A 12,650-nucleotide genomic window follows, 5' to 3' on the forward strand; every position below is an offset into this window, starting at 1 on the left:
GGGGGGGGGGGGGGGGGGGTGCCAGGAGCACAGTGCCTGGGGCACCCCCCACCCGGCCGGCCTGCGGCCGTCCACCCTCCCCGCAAGGGGGAGGGTAAGAGGCGCGCGCTGCGACGTGAGCGATCAAAACTCCACGCCCTTCTGCGCCTTCACGCCGCTGCGGAAGGGGTGCTTCACGAGCGTCATCTCGGTCACCAGATCGGCGATGTCGATCAGCGCCGGATTGGCGTTGCGGCCGGTGATGACGACGTGTTTGCCCGGCGGCTTCTCGTCGAGCAGGAAGGCGATCACCTCGGGCATCGGCAAGTAATCGTAGCGCAGCACGATGTTGAGTTCGTCGAGCAGCACCATGCGGTGGCGGTCGTCGCGGATCAGTTGCTTGGCGCGCTCCCAGCCGGCGCGGGCGGCGGCGATGTCGCGTTCGCGGTCCTGGGTTTCCCAGGTGAAGCCTTCGCCCATGATGTGCAGCGTCACCAGCTCGGGGAATTTCGCCAGCAGCTTGGCTTCGCCGGTGTTCCACTTCTCGGACTTGGTGAATTGCACCACCGCGACCGGCATCTCATGTCCGATATGGCGGAACACCATGCCGAGCGCCGCCGAGGTCTTGCCCTTGCCGGTGCCGGTGTGGACGATCAGCAGACCCTTGTCGTCCGACATGCCTTCGAGCTTCTTGTCGTGCGCGGCCTTGCGCTTCTTCGCCTTCTCGGCGTGGCGGGCGTTGTCGTCGCGCTCGGGGGCGGCGTCGGTCATGCGATTTCCTTGGTGGTGAGTTCGGCGAGCAGGTCGGCGGCCCGGTTGGAGCGCGGCGTCCACAGCCCGCGGCGGATCGCTTCGGCAAAACGCTCGGCGATGTCGCGCAGCGCCGCCGGATTGGCGTCGTGCAGAAAATCGCGCACCGTCTCGTCTTCGAGATAGGCGGCGAACAGCTGATCGAAATGATGCGGCGCCACCGCGTCGGTGGAGGCGGCGAAGCCGAACAGATAGTCCACCGTGGCGGCGATCTCGGATGCGCCCTTGTAGCCGTGGCGCATCACCCCGGCGATCCATTTCGGATTGGCGGCGCGGCCGCGGACCACGCGGCTGATCTCGTGCGCCAGCGTGCGCGGCAGTGGCGCCTCGGGACGCGAGGTGTCGACATGGGCGATCTTCGGCGCCGAGCCGCTCAGCGTTTCGACGGTCGCGGCGAGGCCGCCGATGAACTGGTAGTAATCGTCGGAGTCGAGGATGTCGTGCTCGCGATTGTCCTGTGCCTGCGCGACCAGTTGCGTGGTCTGCAGCCGCGCCGCAAAGCCGTCGCGCGCCTCGGCGCCGTCGCGGCCGGAGCCGTAGGCATAGCCGCCCCACGCCAGATACGCGTCGGCGAGTTCGCCGCGGGTCTGCCAGCCGCCGTCGTCGATCAGCGCCTGCAATCCCGCGCCATAGGCGCCGGGCTTGGCGCCGAACACGCGGTCGGCGGCCTGCTGCCGCGCCCGCTCCGGATTCAGGCCCGCCTGCGTAAGCTCCGCGGCGCGGGCGCGGACATGCGCGGCGATCGGGTTGGCGTCATCGGGCTCGTCGAGCGCCGCGATGGCTGCCGTCGCGCTGGCGATCAGGTCCATCTGCGTCGGGAAGGCGTCGCGGAACAGGCCGGAGACGCGGAAGGTGACGTCGACCCGCGGGCGTTTCAGTTCGGACAGCGGCACGATGCTGAAGCCGGTGACGCGGCCGGTGGCGTCCTCCCAGGTCGGCCGCGCGCCGATCAGCGCCAGCGCCTGCGCGACGTCGTCACCGCCGGTGCGCATGTTGGCCGTGCCCCAGGCCGACAGCGCGATCGAGCGCGGCCATTCGCCTTCGCTCTGCCAATAGGATTCGACCAGCCGCTCGGCCGCCAGCGCGCCGATCCGCCACGCCGACGGCGTCGGCACGGCGCGAACATCGACCGCGAAGAAATTGCGCCCGGTCGGAAGTACGTCGGGCCGGCCGCGGGTCGGCGCGCCGGAGGGGCCGGGGCGGATGAAGCGGCCACTGAGGCCGCGCAGCAGCGCCGTGCGTTCGGCATCGCCCGAAGCGTCGATCGCCGGTCGGAGCGAGGCGGCGATCCAGTCGAGCACGGGCTGGGCGTGAGGCCAGCGCTCTTCACCCTCTCCCCTCGTGGGAGAGGGTGGCACGGACATCGTCCGCGCCGGGTAAGGGGGCGCCCCAGGCATTGATAACGAGGTGAGGGCACGGTCTGTGGCCGACCCCTCACCCGGCGCCGACTGCGTCGACGCCACCCTCTCCCACAAGGGGAGAGGGTGGGTCTGTGCCCGGGGAAGGGCCGAAACTAATCGCGATGCAAGGAGCTCGATGCGTTCGACCGTGTCGCCAGTAGTGCGCCACGGGCGGTCGCTGAGCGCGGCGAGCACCGCCGGGCGCGGGCCATGATAATCCGCCGCAAGATCGCGCGTCAGCGGATCGAACGGCCCACTGCTCGCATCGGTCAGTCCAAGATCCAAAGCCAGCGCGCGGTGCAGCGAGGCGTCCTGCGGTTTCAGATCGGAGCGCGGCAGGCGCGCGATCGATACTAACAGCTCGTCGCGCTGCGCCGGCTTCGGCGTGCGGCCGAAGATGTGCAGGCCGTCGCGGATCTGCATCTCTTTGAGATCGCACAGATGCGCGTCGATGGCGCGCAGCGCGTCCAGCGTCGGCGTGTCGCGATCGATGGCGACGTCGGCGTCGAGACGGGTGGCGCGGGCCAGCGACAGGATGTCGTCGGCGATGGCGTCGGCGCGTTTCGGGTCGAGGTCGGCAGCGAGCGCGTATTCGTCGACCAGGCCTTCCAGCCGCGCCATCTCGTCGTGCAGTTCGGCGCGCGTGAGCGGCGGGGTCAGATGATCAACGATCACTGCGGCGGTGCGGCGCTTGGCCTGGATGCCTTCGCCGGGGTCGTTGACGATGAACGGATAGAGATGCGGCAGCGCGCCGAGCAGCGCGGCCGGGAAGCAATCCTGCGACAGCCCGGCGCTCTTGCCCGGCAGCCATTCGAGATTGCCGTGCTTGCCGAGATGGATCACCGCATGGGCGTCGAAGCCGCGGCGCAGCCACAGATAGAACGCGACGTAGTGATGCGGCGGCGGCAGGTCGGGATCGTGGAAGCTCGACTTCGGATCGATATTGTAGCCACGCGCCGGCTGCACGCCGACAAGAATGTTGCCGAAGCGATGTAGCGCCAGCCGGAAGCTGCCGTCCGCGACATGCGGATCGGCCTCGGGTCGGCCCCAGCGGCTTTCGACGGCGCGGCGCACGGCCTCCGGCAGCGTCGCGAAGGCGGCCTTGTAGTCGGTGAGCGTCCAACTGATGCCGCCGCTGCGCTGATCGCGTGCGGCAAGTTCGTTGGTCGGGCCGCTCTGCAGAATCTGCATCAGCTCGGCGGTGTCGGCCGGCAGTGCGCCGGTGTCGTAGCCGTCCTCGCGCAGCGCGTAGAGCAGATCCTGCAGCGATTGCGGGGTGTCGAGGCCGACGCCGTTGCCGAGCCGACCGTCGCGGTTCGGATAGTTGGCGAGCACGATGCCGATTCGGCGCTTGCGCAGCGGCAGCCGGCGCAGCCGCGCCCAGGCCTTGGCGAGATCGGCCGCGGCGTCGATGCGGTCGCCGAGCGGCTGATACACAGTCGGTGCGTAGTCGCCGTCGTCGGCGCCGCGCTGCTTGAACGCGACCGCACCGGCGAAGATGCGGCCATCGACTTCCGGCAGCACCACGTGCATCGCTAGGTCGCGCGGATTGAGGCCGCGGCTCGACTGTTCCCAGCTGTCGCGGCTGACGCCGGCCTGGGCGATCTGCAGGATCGGACAATCAGCAGAGGCGAGGATGCCGGCGTCGTCGGTCGCGGTCGCCGTCGCGAAGGCGGTCGCGTTGAGGATCACGTCGGGCGGATCGGCGGCGAGTGCGCTCTTCAGGAACGCGAGCGAGCGCGCGTCCTTCAGGCTGGTGACGTAGAGACACGCCGCATCGAGGCCACGCGCCTCCAGCGCGGCGCGCAGTGCATCGATCGCCGCGGTGTCGCCGCTCGCGACCAGCGCGCGATAGAAGATGATCAGCGCCCGGCTGCGCCGCGCCGGCTGTGGCTCCGCGGGCCAGAAGCCGGCGGCTGGCATCGGCCGCGGCGGCGGCGGCGGGTCGTCGCGCAGGATCATCCAGGCGGCGTAGCGCAGCGCCAGCCGCAAATTTTCGACGCCGCCTTCGGTGCAATAGCGCCACAGCGCGTGGGCGTCGTCGAGATCGGCATTGCCGCGCGCCGCGAGGTCGGCGTTCCAGTGCAGTTCGCCCGGGATGCAGACGAACAGCGCGCCGCGCGCGAACGCATCGCGGCGCAGGCTCTCGACGCCGTGCGGCCAATACGCCTCGCCGCCTAGCATGCGCAAAATGACGATCTTGGCCTTGGCGAGCGTGCGCTCGACGTAGAGATCGACCGAGGCTGGATGGCCGAGCGCCAGCAGATTGGTCAGCCGCAGGCTGGGGAAGTCATCGGGTAGTTCGGCGCGCGCCGCAGCGAACGCCGCGAGGTCGGTGTCGGCGGCGGACAGCACGACGATCTCCGCCGGCTCCTGCCCGAGATCGCGGGCGACATCGCCGTCGTCGATACTGGCGCTGGCGTCGAGCTTCAGGTGCATGGGGTGCACCTGTGTCGCTGACACACCGCGCTCTCCCCGTCATTGCGAGGAGCGAAGCGACGAAGCAATCCAGCTCCGGATGCGGGGCTTCTGGATTGCTTCGCTTCGCTCGCAATGACGGGGCGAGTCATCGGCTATCCTGCCAGCGCGCGTCGCGCCGCGTCGGTGTCGAAGCCCTTCAGGCCGATCACTACCAGATGATCAGAGCGGGCGGCATCGGGGCGGGCGAAGGCGAGGTCGACGCGGGTGCCGACGGCCTGCACCACCACCGGCGCCGGCTTGCCGGCGATGCGGCCGTGGCCTTTGACACGCAGCACGCCGTCGAGGCCGAGCGCGGCGTCGACCCGGCTGCGCATCGCGTCCAACGTGTCGGCCGGCTGCGGCGTCACCACGATCGAGTCGAAATCGTCATGATCGTGCTCTTCGCCCTCGGGGTGATGGCCGACGCGAGACGCGAGGTCGTCCTCGGCGGCAGAGTCGAGGCCGATCAGCACCGACGGCGCCAGTTCGCCGTGCGAGCGGATGATACGCACGTTCGGCCGCAGCCGCGTGGTCAGCTTTGATTCGAGCGCCGCGAGCTGATCGGGCGCGACCAGGTCGCTTTTCGACAGCACCACGAGATCGGCGCAGGCGAGCTGATCCTCGAACACTTCCTCGACCGGATCGTCGTGTGTGGCGTCGCGCTTCGCCTTGGTGGCGTCGTCGTCGAGCGGGATGCGGCCTTCGCTGAGCGCCAGCGCATCGACAACGGTGACGACGCCGTCGGCGGTGGCGCGGGTCTTCACCGCCGGCCAGGCGAAGGCTTTCAGCAGCGGCTGCGGCAAGGCGAGCCCCGAGGTCTCGATCACGATCGCGTCGAGCGGGCGGTCGCGATTCAGCAGCTTTTCCATGGTCGGGATGAAGTCGTCCGCCACGGTGCAGCAGATGCAGCCATTGGTGAGTTCGACGATGTCGTCCGGCGTGCAGGCGGCGTCGCCGCAATCCTCGATCAGGCCACCGTCGAAGCCGGCGTCACCGAATTCGTTGACGATCACCGCGATGCGGCGGCCGTTCGACTGCGTCAGCAGCGAGCGCAGCAGCGTGGTCTTGCCGGCGCCGAGAAAGCCGGTGAGCACGGTGACGGGAATGCGGGTGGTCATCTGTTAGTTCTCCGGCTGCGGTTTCTTCAGCCACAGCGGCAGGCCCGCGGCGACGAACACGACTTGGGGGACGGTGGCGGCGACGATCTGGTTGAGGCGGCCCTGCGCGTCGCGGAAGGCGCGGCCGAGCGGCGTTTCCGGCACCAGGCCGAGGCCGACTTCATTCGACACCATCACGATCGGCGCGGTGGCGACGCCGAGATAGCGCGTCAGGCGCTTGGCCTCGACCTCGGGATCGCGGCCGGCTTCCATCAAATTGAACAGCCACAGCGTCAGGCAATCGACCAGCACAGCGCGGCCGCGGCCGGCTTCGCGGGTCAGCGCATCGACCAGCGCCAGCGGCTCCTCGACGGTGGTCCAGCCGGAAAAGCCGCGGCGATTGCGGTGGTGCGCGATGCGCTCGGCCATCTCGTCGTCGCTGCGCGTCGCGGTGGCGAGATAGATTTTGGTGAGGCGGCTGCCGGCCACCAGCTGCTCGCCGAACACCGATTTGCCGGAACGCGCACCGCCGAGCACCAGCGTCGAGACGAGCGCGGTCATGTCGGGGCGCGTCCATCGTCCGGCGACCAGCCGAGCGGCGGCAGCCGGGTCACCATGCCTTTGCGCAGCACCTCGGCGCGCTGCCGCCACGGCACCAGGCCGTAGGGGCTTTGGCGATAGGCGGCGGCGAACGACGCGATCGCCTCGGCGGCTGTGTCCGGCAACAGATCGCCGAACACGAAATTGTAGCCGTCCGCGCTCGACACCGCGACGGTGGTGGGACGCTTGCAGACGCTGAGGCATTGCACCGGCCGCACGCGCACATCGGCGCAATCGCCGAGCGCGGCGCGCATCGCTTCCAGCATCGGCGCGCCGGCATTGCGGCCGTCGGTGGATTTGCAACTGACGCAGACGCTGATCACCACCGGCCCGGTCGGCCGCGGCGAAGCCTCAACGTCGGCAGCATCAGACGTGTTGGTCGATTGATCGGTGGGGCTGCGATCCATGCCCTCGCTCGCGGCTGCGCCGTCGGCGCCTGACAGCTTCGAGCTTTGTCGGATCGCGCGAGGTGGCGCGCTGCGTCACCGTGCTGCTTTCCGTCCGGTGCACCCCGCCCCGACGCCGTCCAAAGCACTGTTGCTGATGGCAGGTCTCCTGGCTCGCGAGTCGCGGCCCTGTCGCCGCCTTCCCAGGGTCCTTTGTCAGGATCATCCCAGTGGCAGAGGCGCGGGCTCGTCGCTTACAGTTGCGGGGGCAGCACCGGGATTGAGCGATCGAACTCGCCCGCACCGGATTCCCTTTTCACCTTCCTTGCGGAAGGACCATCATCGGTCACGGTATCTGCGGCTACCGCCTGGGTCAACCGCGAGGAAGGTGGTGTTGACCTCGGCGCCGACTTCCGCCACTTGCGCAGGTTCACGCAAATAGAGATCGACTCATGCCGACAGACACTCTCGTTGCCTGGCAGCCGCCGCCCATCGTGCCGGTGGACCGCGCGCTCGACGTCGCGCTGCGCGCCCGTGTCGACGGCAAGGCCAAGCCGCCGGGCTCGCTCGGCCGCATAGAGGATCTGGCGGTCGCGCTCGGCGCGATGCGGCATCCGGCCGAGCCGCGCTGCGACAATGCGGTGCTGATGGTGTTCGCCGGCGATCACGGTCTCACCGCCGAAGGTGTGTCGCAATACCCGTCTGCCGTGACGGTGGCGATGGTGATGACCTATCTGGCCGGCAAGGCCTGCGCCAATGCGTTCGCGGCCGGCAGTCATGTCGATATCCGCGTGATCGACGCCGGCGTCGCCGCCGAATTGCCCAAGCATCCTGACCTGATCGACGCCAAGGTGCGGATGGGCACCGGCAACGCCGCGCGCGAGCCGGCGATGACGGCGGACGAAGCGGCGCTGGCGCTGAATCGCGGCGCCGAGCTGGCGATCGCCGAAATCAAGGCTGGGGCGGATGTCATCGCGCTCGGCGAGATGGGGATCGGCAACACCGCGTCGTCGTCGCTGCTGCTGCACCGGCTGGCGCCGGCGCCGCTGGACGCCTGCATCGGCGTCGGAGCCGGACAGGATGCGCCCGGCATGGCGAAAAAGCGCGCCGCGATCGAGATGGCGGCCGCGCGCAGCGATGCGACCGCGCCGTTCGACGTACTGTGCGAATTCGGCGGGCTGGAGATCGCCATGATGGCGGGCGCCGTGCTCGGCGCGGCGTTGCAGCGCCGGCCGGTGATCGTCGACGGCTTCATCGCCACCGCTGCGGCGCTGCTGGCGGTGCGGCTGGCGCCTGCGGCGCGCGACTACTGCGTGTTCGCGCATCGCTCCGCCGAGCGCGGCCACGAGCTCGCGCTGCAGGCGCTCGAGGCCAAGCCGCTGCTCGCGCTCGATCTGCGGCTCGGCGAAGGCACCGGCGCGATCCTCGCGGTGCCGCTGGTGCGGGCCGCGGCGCGGTTGATGACCGACGTGGCGGACCTGTCCGACGTTCTGGCCGGCAAACTGTGAGCGATCAGGGAAGCAGCATGACCGAGCAACATCCCGTCGCGAGCCTCAACGCCAAGCCGCCGGTGTTCGACGCGGCGTTCCAGCAGAAGCTGGCCGAGCTGATCGCATGGCGGCGCGACGTACGCCGCTTCAAGCCCGATGCGGTCGATCCGGCGCTGATCGAACATCTGCTCGATCTCGCCCAGTTGTCGCCCTCGGTCGGCAACAGCCAACCCTGGCGCTGGGTCAGCGTCGACAGCCCGGCGATGCGTGCCAGGATTCGCGACAATTTCGTCCGCTGCAACGAGACCGCCGCGAGCGCCTATCACGGCAAGCGCGCCGAGCTTTATTCGCAGCTCAAACTCGAAGGCATCGACGTCGCGCCACGGCAATTCGCGCTGTTCTGCGACCGGGCGACGCCGCAGGGGCTCGGCGTCGGGCGGCAGACCATGCCGGAAGCGCTGGATTATTCGGTGGTGACGATGATCGAGACGTTCTGGCTCGCCGCCCGCGCGCTCGGCCTCGGCGTCGGCTGGGTGTCGATCCTCGATCCGGAAACGGCCACCGCCGATCTCGATGTGCCGGGGGACTGGAAGTTCATCGCCTATCTGTGCGTCGGCTGGCCGGTCGAGGAGCACGTCGACCCCGAGCTGGTCCGCTTCAACTGGCAGGACCGCACCTCGGTCGGCCGCGGCGTGCTGTATCGCTGACGTTTTCGGTGCGCGATCGTACTGATCGTGTTGCGTCTTTAACGACCGTTAAGCAACGCGGCTCCGGGCCGCCGCTTTTGCAAGAAGTTGTCACAATTTGTCTGGATAGTCCGGCCCGTTCCGACAATGGAGGACCGGACATGACGACTTCACGCCTACCCCTGATCGGCATTGCCACTCTGGCCGCGACGACGCTGCTGTCCGCGCCGGCGATGGCCAACAATCAAGGCCAGCAGCGCAACGCCGCCGAAGCCACTTCGAATGGCTGCACTTCGTACATGAAGGCACCGGACGGCAGCTGGACGCCGATTCCCTGCACGGAGGCCGGCGCGACCGCCTCGGCTGCACGGCGCGGCAATACGCGGACGTCCGAGAAGGCCGACTGACATTTTTCAAAGGGTGACCTTGCGGGTCGCCGCCGTTCGGGCGGCGGCCTCAATCGCGCTTGGGCGCCGGATCGACGATCGTCTTCGGCGTCGGCCGGATCAGCAGCGGGAAGCCCGAGAAGAACGTATCCGAATCGATCAGCTCGGGGATGCCGAGCCATTGCGACAGCGTGCGCGGACCGGTTCTGAGGTCCGCGTGTGATCCGTTGCGCGTCGAGGCGGCCGGCTTTGACGGGGTCTCGGGCGCCGTGCTCCGCGTTGCCGGCGATGCAGTCGGGGCCGCCTCGGGGCCGGCCGTCTTCGCGGGCGGCGCCGACCTGCCGGCGGATGGGGCTGCGCCGGCGCGGGCGTGGCGGCCGAGGACTTGCTCGACCCGCAATGCGCTGCCGAATGGCGGCTCGACCCGGACGGTGGTGTTGCCGCGGCCGTCGCGATCCGGCAGCAGTTCGGCGTTGCCGAAGCCGAGGGTCTTCAATTCGTCGAGGGCGGCCTGCGCACGGCCAGGACTGTCGAATACGCGGCTCACTTGCGCCATTTGCTTCGCTGCCTTTTACGGAAAGAGGTCAGCGGGCAGAACGGCGATGGCCGCGACTTCGTTCCTCGCGCGTCCGACCGCAAAGCGACGCAGGCCGCGGCGCCCCGCGCCTCAGGCGCAGAGGTCCGGCATGCAGCGGCCGCATCCGCCGGCGCCGTCGCACATCGGCACGTCCGGGCCGGCCTTGCCGGGCTTGGCGATCAGCGACAATTGCTGATCGAGGTCGGTGCTTTCGCAGGTCGGGCAGGCAGCGGTCTCGTTCGCATACAGCAGCGTTTCGAAGCGGTGCCCGCATTTGTTGCAGACATAGCCGTAGATCGGCATGACGATCTCCTGAACGGAACTGCGGACCGCGTAGCGATAGCAAACAACCGCGGCCGCCCGCAATGCGTCGGTGACGCATCGATCGAAAGGATGAGCTGATGGACGAGGCCGCCTGCGTAGTGATGATTACTGCCCCCAACAAGGAGGAGGCGGAACGATTAGCAATTGCAACCCTGGAAGCCCGGCTCGCCGCCTGCGTCCAGATCCAGGCGATCACCAGCCACTACTGGTGGGACGGCAAGATCACGAGCGACGCCGAGCAGCTGCTGCTGATCAAGACGATGCCGGCGAAATTCGCGGCGCTGCGCGAACTGATCACGTCGCTGCACTCCTACGACACGCCGGAGATCATCCAGCTTCCGGTGACGGCCGGGGCCGAGAAGTATCTCGGCTGGCTGCGGCGTGAGGTGGCGACGGATTCGCCGGGCCGCTGAGCCAGAGCGGGCCTGCCGCCCCGGCTGCGAGTGCGGTGGTGATGGCCGTCCGCGCGATGCGCTGCGGCCAGCGCAGCAGATGGCTGCGGCAGTCCGGGCAATCGCTGGCGCCGAAGCCGGCGATCGGGCTGTGCAGAAAGCCGAGCCGGCGCACCAGCTCGCATTCGTCGCCCTGTGCGACCGCCCAGGCGCCGAGCACGTCGCCGGCGGTGGTGAGCTGATCGATGTGCCAGCGGACCGACTTGTCGCGGCGGAAGTGGCGGCCGAGCCGCGCGCGCAATCCGCCGGGGCCGTAGGCCGAGCCGCAATACAGATAGCGGCCGGCCGCAAGCGCGACCGGCGCGGCCTTGCCGAGCCGCACGCTCACCGGCGCCGCGATGCGCAGCGCCACCACATAGGCACCGCCGGCGTCGGGACAGCAATCGAGCGACAGCCGCTGCATCGCGGCAGTGTTGCACGGCGAGGCGTGCGGTCAAGCGAACCGATGCGCCTCAGTGCTTGGTCGGCACCTGGCTGAGCAGCATCCGCTTCAGCTTGGCGCGGGCCTGCATCTCGGTGGCGGACTTCATCACCAGATCCTTGGGCGCGTCGGACAGGGCCTTCGCCTGTGCCCATTCGGCCGCGGCGAGGCATTCCAGTTCGTCGGCCGACAGATCGCGGAACTGTGCGGTGTCCTGGGCCTTCATCGTCCCCTCGTCCATCCCGTCCGAAGCTGCGCTGGCGCCGGAGCTGCTATGTTCGAAGATGAGATTAGCGCGAAGCGGAGCGCACGCAATGCCGATCACCGCCTTGCCGCCGTGATTTCTTGCGCCAGGGCCTCGCGAAAGGCGAGGGCGGGTAACATCATCTCTGATGGCGCGAGCCGGATTGCGGTTTCGCGCCAGCCGGATGCGGGCTGGCAAGATGCGTGCTGGCGAGGTGTTGACGGCAGCGGTGCGACGGCGGCAGGTTGCGGTCCCACCCTTGTGCGTCTCCGACCAGCGATCCGTCTCATGCGCGAAGCTTTGCGCGATTATCACGCGCCGTGGTGGCTGCCCGGCGGCCATCTGCAGACGATCTGGCCGGCGTTGTTCGCGAGGCCACGGCCGGCCGAGGCGCTGCGGCTGGAACGCGAACGCTGGCGCGCGCCGGACGGCGACTTCATCGATGTCGATCATCTTGCGGGGCCTGCCGGTGCGCCGTGGCTGGTGCTGTTTCACGGCCTCGAAGGTTCCTCGTCGAGCCGCTACGCGATCGCGTTCGCGCAGGCCGCTCAGGCGCGCGGCTGGCGCTTCAGCATTCCGCATTTCCGCGGCTGCTCGGGCGAGCCCAATCTGGCGCCGCGCTCCTATCACTCCGGCGACTTCGAGGAGATCGGCTGGATGCTCGGCCGGATGCGCGAGCGCGCCGGCGCGCCGGTGATTGCCGCGGGCGTCTCGCTCGGCGGCAACGCGCTGCTGCGCTGGACCGAGGAGGCGGGCGACGGCGCGGCGCAGACGGTCCGCGCAGTGGCGGCGATCTCGGCACCGCTCGACCTGCTCGCGTCCGGGGCGGCGATCGATGCCGGTCTGAATTGCCAGATCTACACCCGCAACTTCCTGCGCACCATGAAGCCGCGCGCGCTGGCGAAGCTGACGCAGCACCCCGGCTTGTTCGATCGCGACAGGCTGATCGCCGCGACCACACTGCGCGCGTTCGACGATGCCTTCACGGCGCCGCTGCACGGCTTCGCCGACGTCGACGATTACTGGACGCGGGCGTCGTCGAAGCCGCATCTGCACAAGATCCGCGTGCCCGCGCTGGTGCTGAACGCCCGCAACGACCCGTTCGTCCCTGGCGCCTCGCTGCCGGCGCCGCACCAGGTCGGCGATTACGTGACGCTGGTGCAGCCCAATGAGGGCGGCCATGTCGGCTTCGCGACGGGGCCGTTTCCGGGCGAGGTGAACGCGATGCCGGAGGCGGTGTGCGATTGGTTGGGGGCTGTGTAGTTTGTTGATGTAGCGATCCGACACGGCGCAACCTCTCCCGCTTGCGGGAGAGGTCGACGCGCGAAGCGCGGCGGG

The 12,650-nt window shown here is 69.2% G+C and carries 14 protein-coding genes and 1 riboswitch; of the genes, 5 read left to right on the plus strand and 9 right to left on the minus strand.

Going from position 1 to position 12,650, the window contains the following annotated elements; all coding sequences use genetic code 11:
- Positions 1–123: 123 nt before the first annotated feature.
- The 5 genes from cobO to IP86_RS27490 all read right to left on the minus strand — a co-directional run bounded on the left by cobO (position 124) and on the right by IP86_RS27490 (position 6,753).
- Entirely contained in the window at positions 124–750 is a 627-nt protein-coding gene (cobO, locus tag IP86_RS27470; protein WP_054165630.1) for a cob(I)yrinic acid a,c-diamide adenosyltransferase, read from the minus strand.
- A complete protein-coding gene (gene cobN / locus IP86_RS27475; RefSeq protein ID WP_054165631.1) occupies positions 747–4,628 on the minus strand; it encodes a cobaltochelatase subunit CobN in 3,882 nt (1,293 codons plus the stop codon). The genes cobO and cobN overlap by 4 nt, the downstream gene beginning before the upstream one ends.
- Positions 4,629–4,762: 134 nt before the next feature.
- Positions 4,763–5,767 carry a cobalamin biosynthesis protein CobW gene (gene cobW / locus IP86_RS27480; protein WP_054165632.1) on the minus strand — a complete coding sequence of 335 codons (1,005 nt, stop codon included), beginning with the start codon at positions 5,765–5,767 and terminating at the stop codon, positions 4,763–4,765.
- A 3-nt stretch (positions 5,768–5,770) separates the two neighbouring features.
- Positions 5,771–6,307, minus strand: coding sequence for a bifunctional adenosylcobinamide kinase/adenosylcobinamide-phosphate guanylyltransferase (cobU, locus tag IP86_RS27485; RefSeq protein WP_054165633.1), 537 nt, complete (start codon positions 6,305–6,307; stop codon positions 5,771–5,773).
- A complete protein-coding gene (locus IP86_RS27490) occupies positions 6,304–6,753 on the minus strand; it encodes a DUF1636 family protein (protein WP_054165634.1) in 450 nt (149 codons plus the stop codon). Before IP86_RS27490 ends, cobU begins: the two co-directional genes overlap by 4 nt.
- 121 nt (positions 6,754–6,874) lie before the next feature.
- Positions 6,875–7,088, minus strand: a riboswitch (cobalamin riboswitch).
- Between the two features lie 96 nt (positions 7,089–7,184).
- Here IP86_RS27490 and cobT point away from each other — a divergent pair.
- The 3 genes from cobT to IP86_RS27505 all read left to right on the plus strand — a co-directional run bounded on the left by cobT (position 7,185) and on the right by IP86_RS27505 (position 9,315).
- Complete coding sequence (cobT, locus tag IP86_RS27495; protein ID WP_054165635.1) at positions 7,185–8,240, plus strand: nicotinate-nucleotide--dimethylbenzimidazole phosphoribosyltransferase; 1,056 nt, start codon at positions 7,185–7,187, stop codon at positions 8,238–8,240.
- A 17-nt stretch (positions 8,241–8,257) separates the two neighbouring features.
- Positions 8,258–8,929 carry a 5,6-dimethylbenzimidazole synthase gene (bluB, locus tag IP86_RS27500; RefSeq protein WP_054165636.1) on the plus strand — a complete coding sequence of 224 codons (672 nt, stop codon included), beginning with the start codon at positions 8,258–8,260 and terminating at the stop codon, positions 8,927–8,929.
- 140 nt (positions 8,930–9,069) lie between these two features.
- Positions 9,070–9,315: a hypothetical protein gene (locus IP86_RS27505; RefSeq protein WP_054165637.1), complete on the plus strand. Its 246-nt coding sequence runs from the start codon at positions 9,070–9,072 to the stop codon at positions 9,313–9,315.
- Positions 9,316–9,364: 49 nt separating this feature from the next.
- Here the strand turns inward: IP86_RS27505 and IP86_RS27510 are convergent, their stop codons facing one another.
- Positions 9,365–9,850 carry a hypothetical protein gene (locus IP86_RS27510; RefSeq protein WP_054165638.1) on the minus strand — a complete coding sequence of 162 codons (486 nt, stop codon included), beginning with the start codon at positions 9,848–9,850 and terminating at the stop codon, positions 9,365–9,367.
- A 111-nt stretch (positions 9,851–9,961) separates the two neighbouring features.
- Entirely contained in the window at positions 9,962–10,174 is a 213-nt protein-coding gene (locus tag IP86_RS27515; protein WP_054165641.1) for an FmdB family zinc ribbon protein, read from the minus strand.
- Positions 10,175–10,272: 98 nt separating this feature from the next.
- Between IP86_RS27515 and cutA the strand changes: the two genes are divergently transcribed.
- On the plus strand, positions 10,273–10,608 hold the full coding sequence (gene cutA, locus IP86_RS27520) for a divalent-cation tolerance protein CutA (protein ID WP_054165639.1): 336 nt from the start codon (positions 10,273–10,275) through the stop codon (positions 10,606–10,608).
- On the opposite strand, the gene IP86_RS27525 is transcribed toward cutA, so the two are convergent.
- A complete protein-coding gene (locus IP86_RS27525; protein WP_082364298.1) occupies positions 10,523–11,050 on the minus strand; it encodes a GIY-YIG nuclease family protein in 528 nt (175 codons plus the stop codon). The genes cutA and IP86_RS27525 overlap by 86 nt on opposite strands.
- 49 nt (positions 11,051–11,099) lie before the next feature.
- On the minus strand, positions 11,100–11,294 hold the full coding sequence (locus IP86_RS27530; protein ID WP_054165642.1) for a hypothetical protein: 195 nt from the start codon (positions 11,292–11,294) through the stop codon (positions 11,100–11,102).
- Between the two features lie 306 nt (positions 11,295–11,600).
- Here IP86_RS27530 and IP86_RS27535 point away from each other — a divergent pair, with 306 nt between their 5' ends.
- Positions 11,601–12,575, plus strand: coding sequence for a YheT family hydrolase (locus IP86_RS27535; RefSeq protein WP_054165640.1), 975 nt, complete (start codon positions 11,601–11,603; stop codon positions 12,573–12,575).
- Positions 12,576–12,650 lie beyond the last annotated feature (75 nt).

Origin of the sequence: Rhodopseudomonas sp. AAP120 (assembly GCF_001295845.1) — a bacterium.
In the GTDB taxonomy this organism is placed as follows: Bacteria; Pseudomonadota; Alphaproteobacteria; order Rhizobiales; family Xanthobacteraceae; genus Rhodopseudomonas.

Excerpts from the sequence above, each read along its gene's own strand:
- IP86_RS27510 (WP_054165638.1), bottom strand. The coding sequence starts at position 9,850 with ATGGCGCAAGTGAGCCGCGTATTCGACAGTCCTGGCCGTGCGCAGGCC.
- cutA (WP_054165639.1), top strand. The coding sequence starts at position 10,273 with ATGGACGAGGCCGCCTGCGTAGTGATGATTACTGCCCCCAACAAGGAG.
- IP86_RS27535 (WP_054165640.1), top strand. The coding sequence starts at position 11,601 with ATGCGCGAAGCTTTGCGCGATTATCACGCGCCGTGGTGGCTGCCCGGC.
- IP86_RS27530 (WP_054165642.1), bottom strand. The coding sequence starts at position 11,294 with ATGAAGGCCCAGGACACCGCACAGTTCCGCGATCTGTCGGCCGACGAA.
- IP86_RS27515 (WP_054165641.1), bottom strand. The coding sequence starts at position 10,174 with ATGCCGATCTACGGCTATGTCTGCAACAAATGCGGGCACCGCTTCGAA.
- bluB (WP_054165636.1), top strand. The coding sequence starts at position 8,258 with ATGACCGAGCAACATCCCGTCGCGAGCCTCAACGCCAAGCCGCCGGTG.
- IP86_RS27505 (WP_054165637.1), top strand. The coding sequence starts at position 9,070 with ATGACGACTTCACGCCTACCCCTGATCGGCATTGCCACTCTGGCCGCG.
- cobN (WP_054165631.1), bottom strand. The coding sequence starts at position 4,628 with ATGCACCTGAAGCTCGACGCCAGCGCCAGTATCGACGACGGCGATGTC.
- IP86_RS27490 (WP_054165634.1), bottom strand. The coding sequence starts at position 6,753 with ATGGATCGCAGCCCCACCGATCAATCGACCAACACGTCTGATGCTGCC.
- cobU (WP_054165633.1), bottom strand. The coding sequence starts at position 6,307 with ATGACCGCGCTCGTCTCGACGCTGGTGCTCGGCGGTGCGCGTTCCGGC.
- IP86_RS27525 (WP_082364298.1), bottom strand. The coding sequence starts at position 11,050 with ATGCAGCGGCTGTCGCTCGATTGCTGTCCCGACGCCGGCGGTGCCTAT.
- cobW (WP_054165632.1), bottom strand. The coding sequence starts at position 5,767 with ATGACCACCCGCATTCCCGTCACCGTGCTCACCGGCTTTCTCGGCGCC.
- cobO (WP_054165630.1), bottom strand. The coding sequence starts at position 750 with ATGACCGACGCCGCCCCCGAGCGCGACGACAACGCCCGCCACGCCGAG.
- cobT (WP_054165635.1), top strand. The coding sequence starts at position 7,185 with ATGCCGACAGACACTCTCGTTGCCTGGCAGCCGCCGCCCATCGTGCCG.